Origin of the sequence: Rhizobium sp. CCGE 510 (assembly GCF_000292525.1) — a bacterium.
GTDB lineage: Bacteria > Pseudomonadota > Alphaproteobacteria > Rhizobiales > Rhizobiaceae > Rhizobium.
This window is the reverse complement of the sequence record NZ_AEYF01000045.1, coordinates 618,223-636,244: the sequence shown is the minus strand read 5'-3', so window position 1 is coordinate 636,244 and position 18,022 is coordinate 618,223. Positions and strand designations below refer to the sequence as shown.

The 18,022-nt window shown below is 60.9% G+C and carries 13 protein-coding genes; 7 read left to right on the top strand and 6 right to left on the bottom strand.

Annotated features, from left to right (window positions below; genetic code table 11):
• Positions 1–5: 5 nt before the first annotated feature.
• The 4 genes from RCCGE510_RS26995 to RCCGE510_RS26980 all read right to left on the bottom strand — a co-directional run bounded on the left by RCCGE510_RS26995 (position 6) and on the right by RCCGE510_RS26980 (position 4,251).
• The gene (locus tag RCCGE510_RS26995) at positions 6–824 is read right to left on the bottom strand and encodes an ABC transporter ATP-binding protein (protein ID WP_007635392.1); all 819 of its coding nucleotides are present in this window, start codon (positions 822–824) and stop codon (positions 6–8) included.
• 96 nt (positions 825–920) lie between these two features.
• The gene (locus RCCGE510_RS26990; protein WP_007635391.1) at positions 921–1,934 is read right to left on the bottom strand and encodes an ABC transporter substrate-binding protein; all 1,014 of its coding nucleotides are present in this window, start codon (positions 1,932–1,934) and stop codon (positions 921–923) included.
• 203 nt (positions 1,935–2,137) lie between these two features.
• A complete protein-coding gene (locus RCCGE510_RS26985) occupies positions 2,138–2,872 on the bottom strand; it encodes a FadR/GntR family transcriptional regulator (RefSeq protein ID WP_240539686.1) in 735 nt (244 codons plus the stop codon).
• Positions 2,873–3,243: 371 nt separating this feature from the next.
• A complete protein-coding gene (locus RCCGE510_RS26980; protein WP_007635383.1) occupies positions 3,244–4,251 on the bottom strand; it encodes a LacI family DNA-binding transcriptional regulator in 1,008 nt (335 codons plus the stop codon).
• Positions 4,252–4,455: 204 nt separating this feature from the next.
• Between RCCGE510_RS26980 and RCCGE510_RS26975 the strand changes: the two genes are divergently transcribed.
• The 6 genes from RCCGE510_RS26975 to RCCGE510_RS26950 all read left to right on the top strand — a co-directional run bounded on the left by RCCGE510_RS26975 (position 4,456) and on the right by RCCGE510_RS26950 (position 12,257).
• The gene (locus RCCGE510_RS26975; RefSeq protein WP_007635382.1) at positions 4,456–5,769 is read left to right on the top strand and encodes an alpha-L-fucosidase; all 1,314 of its coding nucleotides are present in this window, start codon (positions 4,456–4,458) and stop codon (positions 5,767–5,769) included.
• Positions 5,770–5,818: 49 nt separating this feature from the next.
• Positions 5,819–7,039 carry a sugar ABC transporter substrate-binding protein gene (locus RCCGE510_RS26970; protein WP_007635381.1) on the top strand — a complete coding sequence of 407 codons (1,221 nt, stop codon included), beginning with the start codon at positions 5,819–5,821 and terminating at the stop codon, positions 7,037–7,039.
• Between the two features lie 129 nt (positions 7,040–7,168).
• The gene (locus tag RCCGE510_RS26965; RefSeq protein WP_037079796.1) at positions 7,169–8,095 is read left to right on the top strand and encodes a sugar ABC transporter permease; all 927 of its coding nucleotides are present in this window, start codon (positions 7,169–7,171) and stop codon (positions 8,093–8,095) included.
• Positions 8,085–8,969 carry a carbohydrate ABC transporter permease gene (locus RCCGE510_RS26960; protein WP_007635375.1) on the top strand — a complete coding sequence of 295 codons (885 nt, stop codon included), beginning with the start codon at positions 8,085–8,087 and terminating at the stop codon, positions 8,967–8,969. Before RCCGE510_RS26965 ends, RCCGE510_RS26960 begins: the two co-directional genes overlap by 11 nt.
• Before the next feature lie 197 nt (positions 8,970–9,166).
• Positions 9,167–10,096, top strand: coding sequence for a substrate-binding domain-containing protein (locus tag RCCGE510_RS26955; protein WP_007635373.1), 930 nt, complete (start codon positions 9,167–9,169; stop codon positions 10,094–10,096).
• 16 nt (positions 10,097–10,112) lie between these two features.
• The gene (locus tag RCCGE510_RS26950; protein ID WP_007635371.1) at positions 10,113–12,257 is read left to right on the top strand and encodes a methyl-accepting chemotaxis protein; all 2,145 of its coding nucleotides are present in this window, start codon (positions 10,113–10,115) and stop codon (positions 12,255–12,257) included.
• 90 nt (positions 12,258–12,347) lie between these two features.
• Here the strand turns inward: RCCGE510_RS26950 and RCCGE510_RS26945 are convergent, their stop codons facing one another.
• Together RCCGE510_RS26945 and RCCGE510_RS26940 are read right to left on the bottom strand one after the other, a co-directional pair.
• Positions 12,348–13,610 carry a DUF3422 domain-containing protein gene (locus tag RCCGE510_RS26945; RefSeq protein ID WP_007635369.1) on the bottom strand — a complete coding sequence of 421 codons (1,263 nt, stop codon included), beginning with the start codon at positions 13,608–13,610 and terminating at the stop codon, positions 12,348–12,350.
• 410 nt (positions 13,611–14,020) lie between these two features.
• Positions 14,021–15,307 carry an ABC transporter substrate-binding protein gene (locus RCCGE510_RS26940; RefSeq protein WP_007635367.1) on the bottom strand — a complete coding sequence of 429 codons (1,287 nt, stop codon included), beginning with the start codon at positions 15,305–15,307 and terminating at the stop codon, positions 14,021–14,023.
• A gap of 191 nt (positions 15,308–15,498) precedes the next feature.
• On the opposite strand from RCCGE510_RS26940, the gene RCCGE510_RS26935 reads away from it, so the two are divergent.
• The gene (locus tag RCCGE510_RS26935; RefSeq protein WP_007635356.1) at positions 15,499–18,021 is read left to right on the top strand and encodes a hypothetical protein; all 2,523 of its coding nucleotides are present in this window, start codon (positions 15,499–15,501) and stop codon (positions 18,019–18,021) included.
• Position 18,022: the final 1 nt, after the last annotated feature.

Genomic DNA, 18,022 nt, shown 5'->3' with positions numbered 1-18,022 from the left:
CTCCCTCAGGCCGCTTCGCTTGCGCGGCGGTAGCTGGTCTCGACCTCTTCGCGCAGGTCCTCCCAGATCGTCTTGCAATAGTCGATGAAGCTCTGCTCGTAGCGGATTTCCGACACGACGCGCGGACGGGGAAGATCGATCGTGTAGACCGATTTGACCGTCGCCGGGCCGGCTGTGAGCACATAGACCTTGTCGGCGAGCGCGACAGCCTCTTCGAGATCGTGGGTCACGAACACCACCGAGGCCTTTCGCTCCGCCCACAGCTTCAAGAGTTCTTCGTGCATGACGGTGCGGGTCTGTACGTCGAGCGCCGAAAACGGCTCGTCCATCAGCAGGATTTCCGGTTCGTTGATGAAGGTCTGCGCCAGCGAGACGCGCTTGCGCATGCCGCCTGAAAGCTGGTGGGGATAGTGATGGAGAAATTTCGAAAGACCGACACGGGCGATCCAGTCGCGGGCGCTCTTTTCCGCCTCGGCGCGCGACTTGCCGCGGAACAGTGGACCGGCCATGACATTGTCGATGACGTTCTTCCAGGGAAAGAGCGCGTCGGTCTGGAATGCGAAGCCGACACGCGGGTCAATGCCGGTGATTGGCCCGCCCATCAGCCGGACTTCGCCGGCACTTGGGCGTGCGAGGCCCGTCACGAGGTTGAGCGTCGTCGACTTCCCGCATCCGGTAGGGCCGACGACGGCGACAAACTCTCCGCGGTCAACCGTCATATTGAAATCGCGCAATGCTGTGAGCGATTTTCCGGTCGGCGAGACAAAGCGCCGGCTGACGTTGATCAGCTCGATCGCCGGGATCTGCTTGTTGTCATGTTGCATGATGATACCTGAGGCGTGCCTTGAGGGCGCGTGCACGCAATGCCCATGGATCGATCGGAGGCCGCTTCCGGCTGAAGCCGGAAGCGATTTCACCCGTTACCTGACGTTCTTGACGAATTCCGTCGTATAGGTCTTGGAAAGGTCGATCTGCTTGCCTTTGACGTTCTTGGAGAACTCCGAGAGCACGGCAAGCACGGTCTTCGGACCGTCTTCCGGCATGACGCCATCAGTGGTGAACATACCCTTGCCGTCGTTCAAAGCCTTGATGTAGCCGTCCTTGTCGCCGACGTAAAAGTCCTTCGGCATCTTGTCTGCGATCTCGGCGGCAGAATGCGTGTTGATGAAGCGCAGCGTCTTGACGAAAGCGCTGGCGAGCTTTTGGGCCTCGTCCTTATGCGCGTCGACCCAGGAGGCTTCCATGTAGAGCGAGGCTGCGGGATAGGTGCCGCCGAGCGCCTTTCGGGTCGATTCGACCGTGCGCATGTCGACGAGAACGCTGGCTTCGCCGGTTTTGACCAAGCGCGAGATCGTCGGTTCGGTCGTCATGCCGGCCTGGATCTGATCCTGTTGCATGGCAGCGATGAAGGTGCCGCCGGCGCCGACCGGAACCGTGACGACGTCGCCGGGCTTCAAGCCGGCCTTGGATGCCATGAAGAGGGTCAGGAAATTCGTGGACGAGCCGAGACCGGTGACGCCGAGGGTCTTGCCCTTGAAATCGGCCGGCGATTTGATGTCAGGATGCTTGCTCGAGACCATCTCGACTTCACCCGGCGCCTGGCTGAACTGGACGATGGATTCGACGAATTTGCCCTTGGCCTGCAGGTCCACGCAGTGGTCGTAGAAGCCGACCACGCCCTGGACCGCGCCGGCCAGGAGCTGGTTTTCGGCATCGACGCCGGCAGCTTCGTTCAGGAGTTCGACGTCGAGACCCTCGTCCTTGAAGTACCCGAGCGATTCGGCAAGCTTGGCCGGCAGATAGATCTGCTTTTCATAGCCGCCGACCATGATGGTGATCTTGTCGGCTGCGTTTGCGGCGCTCGCGGCGAAAGATGCTGCAGCGAAAAGCGTGGAAAGGGCTGCGGTTTGAAAAAGGCTGCGTGAAGAACGCATGGAAATCTCCTCCTGGTGCTTGCATCGTTGTCTGGCCACCTTGACCGTGCTCCTCCACGATGCTGCCCTTTCCTATGACGTCGAAGCTTTCAACTAGCTTTCAGCCGCGGAAGGGTCAAAATAGCGCGTCCAATCCATGCGTCACGCCCGAAAAGGCGCTGCGCGCGCTTCCCTACACCGTGCGGCGGAGCTTCTCGTTGGACTCAGGTCGCAAAACTCCGCAGGTCCTTCAGCAGGTTGCGGTACCTGGTCTGACTGCCGACCAGGTGCTCGCGCATGGCGTTGCGGGCAGCCTGGTCGTCCCTGTCGGAGATCGCAACGATGATTGCTTCATGTTCCCTGTGAATCAGCTTTCGGTAGGCGGTCTGCTCGGCCGTCCTTGTTTCCGGGACAAGCCTCGATTGCGGGATGATCGCTGACCCCTGGGATTGAAGGAAGTGCTTGAACAGTGGATTGTTGGTCGCCTCGGCGATCGCCACATGGAGTTCGAGATCCGCCTCGCGGATGGATTGATCCGACTCGATGCACTGGAGGATCTTCCGGTGGCATTCGAAGATTGCTTCTTCCTGCGCCGGCGAGCGGCGCAGGGCGGCAAGTCCGGCCGCCTCGATTTCGACAGGCGTCCGGATCTCCAGCACTTCCAGGTCGGAGGCGACGCGGGCCTTGTCCACCTTCCGACCAGATAGTGTCGGGTCAGGGCCGATCACGAAAATTCCTGCGCCTTGGCGCACCTCGACTAGTCCGTCGGAACGAAGTGCGGCGACCGCCTCGCGCACCACGGTTCGGCTGACACTATGCGTCTCGGTCAGCTCATGCTCGCTTGGAAGCTTGTCGCCGGCGGAATACTGGCCGCTGAGGATCGCTTGCCGAAGGCTTTCGCCAACTCGTGAGACCAGCGAACCCGAGCTTCTGCTGCGATCCTTCATATGAATAGCCACGCCTTGACCCCCGCATCGGCTTTGATCCGGATGCTGCCAAGATTGGCGGCATGCGAAATCTTCGATTCATCACACATGTATGACAAATCTCTCCATGTTTCAATGAAGTCCACAACTGCTTCTTTCCTATAACCTGTTTTGTCGACTGGAGCTGTGGTTGCGTATGACCGGAATTAATGGCTATGATCGCTAAAAATCGAGTGGGAGGTTTCGATGGACGTCGTTGCTTTCGCAGAAAGAGAAGCGTCGGCACTTGACGGTGGAGGCGCTGGTGAGCGTTGACGAGGGCAATACTGTCGACCATCGGTTTGTACGGGCTTGGGCCGATAGCCTCGATGGCGATAAGCCGGTTGTTGCCTCCGTGATAGAAGTCAGAGCCGCCTGGTCGACTCCCCGCGCACGAATCTTGGCGTCAGAATAAAATCCCGCGGCGGCTCGGCGGCGGCCTCGGGGCTGGCTATTCTTGCCAACAGACGCTGTGCCGCAAGTTCGCCGAGCTTTTGGGCATCCTGCACGACCATGGTGATGCGCGGCGTGATGACGTTGCTCCAGGGCACATCGTCGACCATCGCCAGCGACACGTCGTCGGGACAGCGAAAACCCATTTCCTGCATCACCTGCAGGGCAGCCAGCCCCGTCATGTTGTTGGCGCCGATGATGGCGGTCGGCCGGTCGCGGCGGGTTAAGAGACGCATCGCCTGCGCATGGCCGCCGGTCCTGGTGTAGCCGCCCTCGACGACGAGCGAGGGGTCGATGTCCGCGCCAGCGCCGGCCATCGTGTCCATGAAACCTTTCAGGCGTTCGTCGGCGGTGTGCAGACCGCTTGGACCGGAGATGAAGCCGATGCGACGATGTCCGAGCTGCAGCAGATGTTCGGTCAGGATAGTTGTCGTCAACGGATTGTCGGAGCCGACGAAATCGCGTCCCGCCCCCTCGACCTTCTGGTCGAACATCACGATCGGCGTCTTGAAATCGCGCAAGAATACGGCGTATTCCTCGCCGCGCCCGTTGGCTGCCAAAGCAATGCCGGCGATCTTCTGTGCCTCCAGCCGCTCCAGCAGCGCCCGTTCGAGATCGGCCCTGCCGGAGGAGTCGGCGATCAGGACGAAATAGCCGTGATCGAGCGCCTGGTGTTCGATTTCGCGGCGGATGTCTCCGAAGAACATGTTACCGAGATTGGCCGAAACAAAACCGATCAGCGAACTACGCCCACGCGCCAGCGTCTGGGCTACCGGATCGATACGGTAGCCGGTCGATTTTATCGCCTGCTGGATGCGATCGAGCGTCTCGGCGCCGACCCGCTTCGGGCTGTTGAGCGCGAGCGAGACGGTGGAGATCGAAACCCCCGCAAGGCGCGCTACATCTCGTATGGTCGTCATTCTTATCGAACCGGTTCTATAAATTGTTTATGCCAGATTTTATTTGCAGGTGCAACACGTTGCCGGAAAATGCCAGAGGTGCAGGCTTAGAACCAGACTGGAACGAGACGGATTCCGGCTTGACAGGCGAAAACTCGAGGCGGATGATCGCGCTACCGAACCGGTTCGATGGTGTAACGAACCGGAAACAGGGAGGAGAAACCTGTGACGATTGCGGCACGTCAGCTGGAAAATTCGGCATCGGACAGGCACGCTTGGTTCAGCCAGGACCGTTTGGGCATGTTCATCCATTGGGGCCTCTATGCGCTCGGAGCTCGCCATGAGTGGCTGAAAAACCGCGAGGAGCTGAGCGACGAGCACTACCAGCGCTATTTCGACAATTTCGATCCCGATCTCTACGATCCCAAGGAATGGGCTCGCCGGGCGCGTCTGGCCGGCATGAAATACGTGGTGGTCACGACTAAGCATCACGAGGGTTTCTGCCTCTGGGACAGCAAGGTCACCGACTACAAGGCCACCAACACACCTTGCGGCAAGGACCTGCTGACGCCTCTGGTCGAGGCCTTCCGCGCCGAGGGATTGAAGATCGGCTTCTATTATTCGCTGCTCGACTGGCATCACCCGGACTTTCCGATCGACGTCCACCATCCCTTGCGCAACCATCCTGACGCCGAGGCGCTGAATGCCGACCGCAAGATCGCCAACTACGCCGCCTATATGCGCGAACAGGTGCGCGAGCTTCTGACCGGGTTCGGCCGCGTCGACATCATCTGGTTCGATTTCAGCTATCCCGGCCGCAAATATCACGGCCTGCTAGGCAAGGGGCGCGCCGATTGGGAGAGCGAGCGGCTGATCGAGTTGGTGCGCGAGTTGCAGCCCGAAATCATCGTCAACAACCGTCTCGATCTGCCGCCGGGCGAGCTGCCCGATGTGACGACCCCAGAGCAATATACGCCGCGCGTGGCGCCAGCTATCGCAAGCCAGGGCGTACTCTGGGAGGCCTGCCATACCTTCAGCGGCTCCTGGGGTTATCACCGTGACGAGGATACTTGGAAGAGCCCGGAACAGATCATCCAACTGCTGATCGATTCCGTTGCTCTCGGCGGCAACCTGCTGATGAATGTCGGTCCTACCGGGCGCGGCACGCTCGATGCGCGCGCCATCGATGCGCTGCAGGTTTACCAGAACTGGATGGCCGTCAACGGGCGCTCCATTTATGGGGCCGGGCCATCAGAGCTGCCGGTGCCGGCCGGCTGCCGCTACACCCAGCGCGGCAACCGCCTTTATCTGCATGTCTACAACTGGCCCTACCGCCACGTTCATATCGAAGGCCTCGCCGACAGGATCGCCTATGCGCAGTTCCTGCACGATGCCAGCGAAGTGCGCTGGTTCAGCCACGCGAGGGATGTGGATTCCAATATCGGCGTGATGGTGCCGGAAGGGATGATCATGCTCGAACTGCCGGTCCGGCGACCTGATGTTATCGTCCCGGTGATCGAGATCGTGCTCAAGGCGTGAACTCGGTCGTACTCGCGTGTTCATTGCGTCATGGAGGGAGGAGAAACCCATGAAGGTTCTGAAGAAAACGCTTATGCTTGCCGCAATCGGCAGCAGCCTTTTTGCTGCAGCCGCATCGGCCGAACAGGTCAACCTGACCTGGCAGATGTGGACCGGCTCCGAGGCCGACACCAAGAGTTGGCAGCACCTGGCAGAGATGGTGACCGCCAAATATCCCGATATCAAGGTGACGCTGACGACGACGGGCTGGGTCGATTACTGGACGCGGTTGCCGGTGCTGGCGGCATCGGGACAACTCGCCGACATTGTTTCGATGCAGTCGCTGCGTATGCCGAATTTTGTTTCGCTGCTCGAGCCTCTGAATGACCGGATCGCGGCCGACAAGTTCGACGTTGGCGCTTTTACGCCATCGATCATCGGTGGCATGTCCGTCGACAAGCAGCTTTACGGCCTTCCCTATGACGTCGGTCCTTGGGTCATCTATTATAACCAGGACGCGCTCGAAGCCGTCGGCATTCCGCTGCCGAAGCCGGGCTGGACGCTTGCCGAGTTTACCGACGCTGCCAAGAAGCTGACGAAGGACGGCAAGTACGGTTTCGGCATCACGCCGCAGAACTATTCGGTTCTCGCCTCGGCCTGGGGCGACAAATACGTCAACGACGCCGGCGAGCTCGACCTCACCAATCCAGGCGCCATTGCCGCTGCCGACAGGGTGATCGGCTTTGCCGCCAAGGACAAGGTCGCGCCGCTGGTGCCGTCGAGCGCCGATGCCGGCACGGTCATCCAGGGCCGGTTCTACTCGGGCAATGTGGCTATGTATGTCGATGGTCCCTGGTCGATCATCGGCATGAAGGACAAGGTCAAGTTCAAAATTGGCTCCACCACCCTTCCGCGCGGAGAGGGAGAGCTTACCGCCGTCACGGCGGGCTCAGGTTTCGGTATCGCCACGACGAGCAAGAACAAGGACGCGGCCTGGAAGGCGATCCAGGTACTGACCAGTCCGGAGGCACTGCAATATCTCGCCGAACAGGGCCGTGCGCTCCCGGCGCGCACGGCCTCGCAAGCCTCCTGGTACAAGGTGGCGGCCAAGGACATTACCAATGGCGGCGAGGCCATCGACTATTCCCTGGCGCATTCCGTGCCCTACGTGATCACCAACAACTGGGCCGCAGTGGAAAATCTGTTCAATCAGTATTTTCCGCCGGCTTTCGGCGGCAGTGCCGACGCCAAGCAGACGATGGAGTCCATCCAGAGCCTTGCGCAACAATAGAGTGCCCGCGCGTCTGAGATGACGCGCCGTTGCTTTGGATCTGCGCATGATCGTTCGGACAATTGATTTCGATTCACGGGTCATGCGCCAGCTCTCGCCGCGGCAGGATTGCCACGCATGGAGGAAGACATGTCGCAAAGCGCCGTCGCCGAAATTCCGCTGCAGCCCGGTCAGCCGCGGCGCTTTCTGAAACCCGAGACGCAGACCGCCATGCTGTTCCTGCTGCCGAGCTTCCTCGGCTTCATGATCTTCATGGCTCTGCCGATCCTGGCGTCGCTGGCGCTGAGCTTCACCAATTGGCAACTGATCTCGACGCCGTCCTTCGTTGGCTTTCAGAATTACATCAAGCTCTTCACCGTCGATCCGGCGTTTTACACCATCTTGCGCAACACGCTGTTCTTCGCCGTCGAATATCTGGCGCTGAACATCGCCGTCTCGCTGACGCTTGCGGTGTGGATATCGAGCCTGAAGCGCGGTAAGGCGATCTTCCGGGTGATTTTCTTTCTGCCGACTTTCACCCCGACGATCGCCGCATCGGTAGTGTGGCTGCTGATCTTCACGCCGGACGGATTGGCTGACGCCGTCATCCGCTCCCTCGGCCTCGGCCTGCCGAATTTCCTGCTGAACCCAACCTGGGCCATGCAGGCGATCATCCTAGTCACGCTCTGGGCGAACGTCGGTTATAACGTCGTAATGTTCAATGCCGCCCTCGACCTGGTGCCGAAGCACTATCTCGAGGCGGCGACGATCGACGGCGCCAATGCCTGGCAGCGCTTCTGGCGAATCCGCCTGCCGCTGATCTCGCCGACCGTCTTCTTCGCCACCGTGATGACGGCGATCACTTCGCTGCAGGTCTTCGACGAGATCTTTGCGATGACGCGCGGCGGCCCGGGCTCGGCGACGGCCACACTCGGCTTCGCCATCTACCAGAAGGGCTTCACCAACTTCCAGATGGGCTATGCCTCTGCTCTTGCCTGGGTGATGTTCGTCATGATCATGGCGCTCACCGTCCTGCAGTTCCGCATTCAGCGCAAATGGGTGCATTATGACGACTGACCCGACCTCACGGCATCCGCATTCCGTTTCGGCGAACCGGCATCGCCTGTTGCGGCGCATCGGCCCGTTCGCCAGCTACGCCGGACTTTCGCTGGTCGCGCTGCTTTTCCTCTTTCCCTTCTTCTGGATGGTGTCGAACGCGGTGCGTTCCAATGCCGAGGTCATGGCTGTGCCGGTCCGCATCTTTCCTGAGGAGTATCAATGGGGCAACTTCGTCGAGGCGTTGGTTTCGCTGCCGTTTGGAACCTTCCTGTTGAATTCCATTATTGTCGCCTGCGGGGTGACGGCGATCGTGATCGTGGTGTCCTGCCTCTCCGCCTACGCTTTCGCCCGGCTGAAATTCCCCGGTCGCGAAGGGATGCTGCTCACCTATCTCAGTACGCTGATGATCCCGCAGGTGATGCTGGTGATCCCGCTCTTCCTCGTCGTCAGCAAACTCGGCTGGATCAACACCTATCACGGCATGATCCTGCCGGTCGCCTTCTCTTCCTTGGGCACCTTCCTGCTGCGCCAGTTCATCCTCGGCATTCCCAAAGATCTCGATGAGGCTGCAATGATGGACGGGGCCTCCCGCCTGCGCATTCTGGTCACGGTCATTGTTCCCCTTGCCATGCCGGCGATCGGCCTCCTGTCGCTCTTTACCTTCATCGCCCAGTGGAAAAGCTTCCTCTGGCCGCTGATCGCCACCAGTGGCATCGAAAAAGCCACGCTGCCGCTCGGCCTCACCCTATTCCAGACGCAGCAAGGCACGGCCTGGAACTACATCATGGCCGGCGCGACGATTTCCATGCTGCCGGGCGTCATCCTGGCGATCGTGCTGCAGAAGGTGATCTACAAGGGCATCAGCGTCAGCTCCGGCTTCGGCGGACGATAATTTATATAAACAGAGATTAAAGCGTGCCGCGCCAAGTTCGACGCGAAGCTGGTCAAGTTCGGCTGGTAGCCACCGAAGATGGCCCTCCCGCGCCGCAAGATCATACCCTCGCGCTTAACTTTTGCTTCGCGTCGAAAAGTAAAATTTAACCAAAATTTGAAATAACGCATTCATGTCCGAATTGCGCAGGGGAATTCATGAAAACGGCCACGCTTGCATCCATCGCCTTGGCGATATCGGTCTCTGTTGCCAATGCACAGACGATCGGGGTTTCGATGACCAATCTCGACAAATTCAGAGAGATGCTTCTGAACGGCGTCGTCTCGCACGGGAAGACGATATCAGGCCTCAAGCTTGTCACCGAGAATGCCAAGGGCGACAACGAACTTCAGAAGAAGCAGGTTCAGCAGTTCGTTGCCGACAAGGTCGATGCCATTATCATGATGCTGTCTGATGGTGATTTCGGGCCGCAAATGACCAAGATCGCAGCGGATGCCGGCATTCCGCTGATCTACATCAACACGACGCCCTCCAATCTCTCGGACTTGCCGGACAACCAAGTGGTTGTCGCCTCCGATGAGAAAGACTCCGGTACGCTGGAGACGAAGCAAGTGTGCTCTCTCCTCAAGGGCAAGGGCCGTGTCGTCGTGCTGATGGGGGAGGTCTTCCATGTGGCCGCCCGCACCCGCACCCAGGACATCGCCGATGTCATCGCGACGCCGGAATGCAAGGGCCTTGAGATCGTCGAGCAGCAAGCGGCCTATTGGTCACGCGATTATGCCGATCAGCAAATGCAGGAATGGCTGGCGGCCGGCGTCAAGTTCGATGCTGTTATCGCCAACAATGACGAGATGGCGCTCGGTGCGATCCGCGCCATGAAGAAGGCCAATATCCCGATGAAGGACGTCGTCGTCGCCGGCGTCGACGCCACCGACGATGCACTGGCCGCGATGGTCGCCGGCGATCTCGATGTGACCATTCTGCAAAGCGCCACTGGGCAGGGGGCGGCTGCCGTCGACGCTGCCGTCAAGCTCATCGGCAAGGAAAAGGTGCCGCGCGAAAACAACGTGCCCTTCGAACTCGTCACACCTGAGAATATTGCCCAATACCTGCCGAAGAGCCAGTGAGCAAAAGAGGCCTATGATGTTGCATTTCTGGAATAAATTCGGTATTCGCGCGCAGATCACCGCAGGCTTCGTGCCGTTGATCCTGCTGATGAGCCTGCTCACCGTCAGCGCGATCTCCGGCATGAACGGGCTCGCCTCGATTTTCGCGTCCTATCGCGCCACGGCAGGCCAGAGCCTTGCCATATCGGACTACAGCGACCAGCTGAACGAGATTCAGATGTCGGCTGAAGCTTTCCGCTCCACGCCGACGCAGGATGTCGTCGACCGCTTCCGTGCCGGCGTGAAGGCGTTCGACGCCGACGACCCGCGTTTTGCCGGCAACAAGGACCTGCAATCCGGCCTTGCGGCGATCCGCCAGGACATTGCCGCCTATGGCAAGGCCTTCGAGCAGATCGTTTCCCTCCAGGCCCGCCGTGACGCCTTGATCTCCAAGGTCACCGAGTTCGGCCCCTGGACCAGCATCGCTCTTAACGACGTCGTGCGAAGCGCCTGGCGCCAGAACGATGTGGCCGTATTGCAGATGACGGCGGCGACGCTGGAGGCGTTGAACCGCAGCCTCTATTTCTCCGAGCGCTTCGTGCATTCCAACGATTTTGCGGCCTATGACACGGCGCAGGCAGCGCTCGCCGAAGCGGTAAGCCTCAATGAGGCCGCCGCCAAGGCCGCGAAGAACGAGCTGCAGAAGAAGCGCCTGATGGGCGCCGGCCAGCTCATGCAGAACTACACCGCCCGTCTCGGCGACATGAAAGACGTCCTGCAGGCCTCGGGCAACATCCGCCAGACACAGCTCAGCGTGCTTGCGCCGAAAATATCAGGCGGTTTCAGGGACCTGCAGACAACTGTCACGGGTGCACAGAAGACCCTGGATGGTTCGGTAGACGCAACGGTTGCCTCCGCGACCCGCACGACGCTGGTCATCAGCGGTCTCTTGATCGTCATCGGCCTGGTGCTTTCCTACTTCGTCGGCCGGCTGATTTCCTCGGCCGTGCGTAACATGGCGCAGTCGATGGAGCAGCTTGCCCGGGGTGAGGAAGGGGTCGCGATAGCGGGCGTCGAGCATCGCCATGAACTGGGGGCCATGGCGCGTTCGCTGAAGGTGTTCCAGGAGACAGGCCGCGCCAAGCTGATCGCCGAAGCCAATGCCGAACGGGCTCGCCTGGCCGCCGAAGAAGAGCGGCTCCGCCAGGAGGCCGAGCGGCTCAGCGATGCGCAGGTGATGGAACATGCCTTCCGTCAGATCTCCGTTGGCCTCGACGCGTTGTCGAAGGGCGATCTCACCGTCCGCGTCGGCGACGTCGACCATCGCTACGTCCGGATCCGGGATCATTTCAACAATTCGGTCGCGAGCCTCGAGGAAGCGGTCGACTCGGTCATTCGCGCAGTCGCCACCATCCGGTCCGGTCTGTCGGAAATCTCCACGGCCTCCAACGATCTCGCCCGCCGCACCGAGCAGCAGGCAGCGTCTCTGGAAGAAACGGTGGCCGCACTCGGCGACGTCACCCGCGGTGTCAACGGCACGGCGGAGGGCGCAGGCCGCGCCCAGGCTGTCGTGGCGACGGCCCGTACCAATGCCGAAAAGGGCGGCGAGATCGTGTCCCGCGCCATCGACGCGATGACGGAGATCCAAAATTCGTCCTCGAAGATCGGCAACATCATCAGTGTCATCGACGAAATCGCCTTCCAGACCAACCTCTTGGCGCTCAATGCCGGCGTCGAAGCGGCGCGCGCCGGTGAAGCCGGCAAGGGCTTCGCCGTGGTCGCCCAGGAAGTCCGCGAACTCGCCCAGCGCTCCGCCAATGCGGCAAGGGAGATCAAGCAACTGATCTCCACCTCCTCGGCACAGGTCAAGACCGGCGTCCAACTGGTCGGCGAATCCGGCCTCTCGCTGGAACAGATCGTCGAGCAGGTCACTGCGATGAATGCGACCGTGGCCGAGATCGCCGTTGCCGCCCGCGAACAGGCGACGAGCCTGCGCGAGGTTTCGGCCGCCGGCGACCAGATGGACAAGGTGACCCAGCAGAACGCCGCGATGGTCGAAGAAACCACGGCGGCCGCCCAGAGCCTGACACAGGAAACCGAAGGCCTTGCGCAGTTGCTGCTGCGGTTCAGGACGAGCAGCGGCCGTGCTTCGGACCACCGCCATTACGCAATGGCATCGTGATCCTCTGCTGATGCAGATAATTTAGGAGCGCCGCCGCCTTGGATGGGCGGCGGCGCCTATTTCGGTGGACGCGGTGTGGCAGCCCCGGCGTCAGTGGCTTTCGGATGCCGGGCCGTGCGGCGCACCGGCAATACTCCTGCGAACGTGACGAACCGCGGTCCAGACGGCGAAGAGCACGAGTGGGATGGCGGCGAGAACGGCGAGTTTTGCCATATGTGGATCGACTCCCAGTTCGGAAATGCTTTCCAGGCAGATCTTCGCCAGACCGACGGTGTAATAGGTGATGGCGATGACCGAGAAGCCTTCGACCGCCTGCTGGATGTGCACCTGGATGCGGGCCCGCTCTTCCATCGACGTCAGCAGCGAGGCGTTCTGATCTTCGAGCTGAACTTGTACGGTGGTTCTGAGCAGGTCTCCGGCCAGGCTGACGCGTTCGGCCAGTTCGTCGAGGCGCCGCTCTGCCGCATAGACCGAGCGCACAGCCGGTTGGAAGCGCCGATCGATGAACGTCCCCAGTCGTTGTCTTCCCTCGACCCGCTCTTCGCGGAGCTCGGACAGCCGACTGGCGACGATCTCTGCATAGGCTTTCGTCGCACCGAAGCGGTGGCGAGCGAGCGCCGAGAAGTTGAGCACATCGGACGAGAGCCTGGTCACCTCGGACAACAGCGCCTTGTCCACTTTAACGGCACTCTGCATATGGGTGATCAGCAAATCGAGGCGCTGGTCGAAGGCTGAAAGCTTGGAGACCGTCTCGCGCGCCTTCGGCAGCGCCAAAAGCGCCATCATCCGGTATGTCTCGATTTCCAGGAAACGCCGGACCATCCGGCCGGTGCGATAGGCGTTGAGGCTGCGGTTGAAGAATAGGAATTCCACGAAACCATTATCGGTCAGGCGGAAGTTCGAATGCACCTCCGCGTCGCCGCCGCCGACCTGAGAGGCGACATAATCGAGCTTTGGTTTTTCCGGCCCCTGTCCGTCCATCTCGGCCCGCACCAGCACCCGAACGGCTGCGATGACCTTGCCGTCGATCTGACGGCAACAGGTCTGAAAGGCTTCAGGCGGGTTGCTGCCGGGTTCGGCGGATGCCGGAACGACGAAGGTGAGGGTCAGGAACTCGGTATGCGCCTCCCATTTCAACCGGCCGTCGCCGAAGCGGCCGATGCCGTGGTTACCCTCACGGGTGGCGGAGACGTCTTCCAATCCCGGCAGGAAAGCCGGCAGCGTAGGCGGGGCGTTCTCACCGACTATGGCGACGTGCCAGACGTCGGTGTCGGCCTCGAAATAAAGCGACGGCCGTGCATGCAGCTCGTCGTGAAGTTCCCTGCGCAGCGGATGCTCGGAACCCATCGGCATGGAGATGCACCTCTATACGGTAAACAGCCGCTGGGTCGCCGGACATAACCGGGTTGCCGGCGCTTATGATTTGACATGGCGCCTGCGGGCTGGCCCAGGCTGACAACGCCTATAGCCTCTCCCGAGGCTCGTGTCACGACGCCTCGCCATCGGAGCGGAGGAGGAGAAACGCGCTGCCGATTGCTGTTGTTAGGGCGACAGATGATGATTTTACTGAGGGAAGGTTACAGGGCGGCGAGGGATGCTATCCCAATCGGAAGACGTGGCGTGGTCAGGTCATCGACAATTAGATATCGATCGAACTGTTAGGGACGGCAATGTGAGCAGAGCAAGAGAACGATCAGCCACGGCCTGTTGCGAGACCGTGGCTGATGCAGCGCGCATTCCGCGGAGGGCGCAGGCGCGGCCGATTACTTGTTGGCGGCGAGCGCCACGTTGACCTTGTCGACGTCTGCACCCATCGCCTTGAAGGTCTCGTCGAGGGAAAGCTCGCCGACGATCAACTGGCTCATGCGCTGGACGATGAGCTGATAGACGGCGGAGGATCCCTTGAGGCGTTCCAGGTCGCGGGCTGCCTTCGGCGCGCTGTCGCGGCTTGCGAGGAAGACGGCCATGGCGTCCTTGGCGTTCTTGCTTTCGAGCTTGTACTGTGGGTCCTTGATGTCGGCGCCGGTCAGGATGACGTAGTTTTCGGCGATTTCACGCTGGACCTTTTCGGAGCCGAGGAACTCGATGAAGGAGGCGACGGCCTGCGGGTACTTGGTGCGCTTGAAGCCGACGATCGCGGTGCCGCCCGGCATCGCATAGCAACCGGCATCGCCGCAGGGTGCGCTGATCGCCGTCCAGTCGAAGCCGTCGCCGATCTTCTTCTGGAACGGATTGACCATCCAGTTGCCGGCGATATAGGTCACGACATTGCCGTTGACGAACTCGTCACCCATGTTTTTGTACTGGGTTCCGCCGGCCGCTCCCCACATTTCCTTCGGGAAAGAGCCGTCCTTCGTCCAGTTGTAGAGATCGGTGATGTAGTGCTTGGCGGCATCGTCGGGGAAGGCGAACTTGCCGTCCTTGACGTAGTTGGAGCCGTAGGAGAAGGCCGCGCCGGAAAAGCGGTGGCCCGAGCGGTCCATCGTGAAGGGGATCTGGGCACCGGTCGCCTTGGCGACGCGCGCGGACGCTTCGACGATGTCCTTCAGGGTGGCGGTCGACTTCGGAAGCGGTTCCTTAGCCTGTTCGAACAGCGTCTTGTTGACGAAGGGCAGGTTGAAGGTCTGTGACGCGACATAGCCGTTGATCGAGTTTGGATCGTTGACGCCGGGGAAACGAAGCGTATTCAGGCTGTCGCCGTGCAGCTTGGCGAATCCATCCGGATCTTTCATCAGGGGGCGCATATCGAGGTAGTAGGGCGCCAGCTGCCAGTCGGTGATCTTGGCGATATCTGGGCCTTCGCCGACGGCAAGCTGCACCGGCAGTTGCTTGGCGACGGCATCATAGCCCGACGAGACGAAATTCACCTTGATATCGGGATGCGCGGTCTCGAATTCCTTGCTCAGCGCTTCCATCCGCTCGACGTAAGCCTGGTCGTCGTCGGTGAAGAGAAAGGTGATCGTCTGGGTTTCGGCCATGGCTACGCTCGACCATGCAAAAGAAACGGTGGCAAGCGCCAGTGCGAAAGCCCCTGAAAGATAGGTTTTCATTTTCATCCTCCCATGAAAACATTTTCATTAATCGCGGCCTTAGCCATCGATAACCAAATTTCATATACTTGACATTCGTCCCGTCAAGCTATTTTCTACGCGAATAGCGATGTTTTTGGGCAATCTTCAAAAATTACGCACTCAAATAGGCTAATGAAAATATTTTCATTAGATTGCGGAGGAGGCGATCTGTGAAAACGGAAAGCATCAATCAGCCGGACGACATGGCGCCGGCATACAGCGTGGCCGAGGGCCAGACGATAACGGCATGGGCCGTTTCGGCCCTCATTTCCAGCTATTTTCCCGGCGATCCGGCGCTCGCCGAAGATCGCGTGAACTATCGCTTCATCAACGGTTTCGTCGATGTCGGCGACCTGCCCTGCCGCAAGGCCTTCTGGTCGACCATGGTAGGGCGGGCGCTTATCGCCGACACGTCCTGGCCGACCGAAAGCCTCTATCTCCCCGGTTCGAACCGCCGCGTCGAGTTTACCAGCTTCTGGCATGTGCCAACGCATGTCAGGCGATGGCTGAAGGGCACGTTCAGGACCCAAGCTCCGCGCACGCTCAATCTCGCGCTCAAGACCTGCGGCGGCGTTCGCATCTGGGTCAACGGCGAGGAGGCGGTACGCTTCGAGCCCTTCAAGCGCAATCTGGAAAGCGCTACTGAAATAGTGCTGCCGCTCGACGCCGGCGACAATGAGATCCTTGTCCATACAGAAGACCTCGCCGAGCGCGACACGACCTGGTTCTTCGAGCTCGAAATGCTGGATAAGGAGCCGGTCTCAGTGCTGCTGCCGGTATCGCTTGATCAGGACGAGGTGCGCGAGCTGGAAGCGCTTTCGCGCGGCGTGCGCCCGGCTCGCGACGTCTTTGTCAACCAGCCGCTGGAGATCATCTTCGACACGGCGCCGGAGCGCGACCTGCCGGTGGAACTCAAGGTCGTCGGCCATGGCCACGAGCGGCCCGTTCTCGCCCATTCGAAACTGACCCTGCGCGCCCATCAGAGCCGTCTGACCGCCGAAGATGTCTGCGGCATTGCGGATGGTTATCACGGCATCCACATGACGATCGGCTCCGGCCCTGGTTCGGTCACCCGCGTCATCGATGCCGCCTTCATGAGCAGCATTTCGCCGTTGCCGCCCGAGACGTCGCTTGCCGCCCGCAAGCGCCGCGCGTTGGAGTACAGCGCCCGCTTCGGCGCCAACCGCGCCGGCCGCCTGATCGCGATGATGGAAACCGGCCATCATGACCAGCAAAGCTTCGAGCGCATCGTCGATGCGACGCTCGCCTCGATCGATGCACGGGAGGATTGCTCGGATTTCATCATGGTGCCGCTCTTGTGGCTGCTCGGCGCCCATGGCGACCGGATGCCCGAGGCGACGGTCGAACGCATCCGACACTCCATTCTTTCCTATCGCTACTGGGTCGATGAGCCGGGCAATGATGCGATGTGGTTCTGGAGTGAGAACCACGTGCTCTGCTTCCACACAAGCCAGCTGCTGGCCGGACTTCTGCTGCCCGACGCAATATTCTCGGCTTCGGGACGAACGGGGCGGCAACAGGCGGAGCTCGCCGTCGCGCGCCTCGGGCGCTGGTTCGACAGCGTCGAGGCTCATGGCCTGGCGGAGTGGAATTCGGCAGCCTATTACCCGATCGATTTCATCGGCCTGCTCGCATTGGAGCGCTGGGCGGAAAGCGAGATTGCCGATCGCGCCCGCGGTCAGATCGATCTGATCTTCCGGATGATTGCCCTGCACACGCTGGCCGGCGTTCCGGCCGGCTCGCAGGGCCGCGCTTACGACAAGGAATTGCGCGCCGGCCCGCTGACCGAGCTCGCGCCTTTCGCTCAGGTCGCTTTCGGTACCGGCTGGCTCAACAATGGTGTAGCTGCATTGACGATGTTTTGCGCCGGCGGCTACGAGCCGCCCGCCGATCTGACCGAGCTTGCCGCGCTTTCGCGGGGGAGAAGCGTCGAAGCGCGCTACAGCCAGGGGCTCGAGAGCGGCAAACTCGTGCTGTTCAAGAACGAGGCAGCGCAGCTTTCGACGGTCGTTGATCACAAGACCGGCCAGAAGGGGCACCAGCAGCATGTTCTCGATATCAGGCTGGCTGGCCATCCAATGGCGAGGTTGTGGGTCAATCATCCTGGCGAGGACGACCCCTGGGGCAATCAAAGGCCGTCCTATTGGGCCGGCAACGGCATCCTGCCGCGCGTTGCCCAGCATCGCGACGTCGCCCTGCTGATCGAAGACACTTGCGACGCACGGCATGCCTGGACGCACGCCTATATCGGCCGCGACGGCCTCGACGATCTCATCATCGAAGACAAGTGGCTCATCGCGCGATCGGGTAGGGGATTCTCCGCTCTCTGGGCCTCGAACGGGCTGGAACTGGTGACCGACGGGCCGACGGCCGGCCGTGAGGTGCGCTCCTATGGGCCGATCTGCGGCTGGGCGGCCATCGTTGGAAGCGGCAATGACGACGCCTTCAAGGCATTTCGCGAACGCCTGTGCCAGACCGCGGTTTCCTTCGATCCTGCGCTTCAATGCGTTGCGCTGACGCCGCCGGGTGGCCCGGCGATCTCTCTCTCTTATGCCGACGGTCTTTCGATTGCCGGCACGCCCCGGCCGTTCACGCATGATCAGCCGCACCCGATCCTTACCCACGATAGTGCGGCCTCCGGCGCCGGCACTGACGGACCGTTCTACTCTTGAA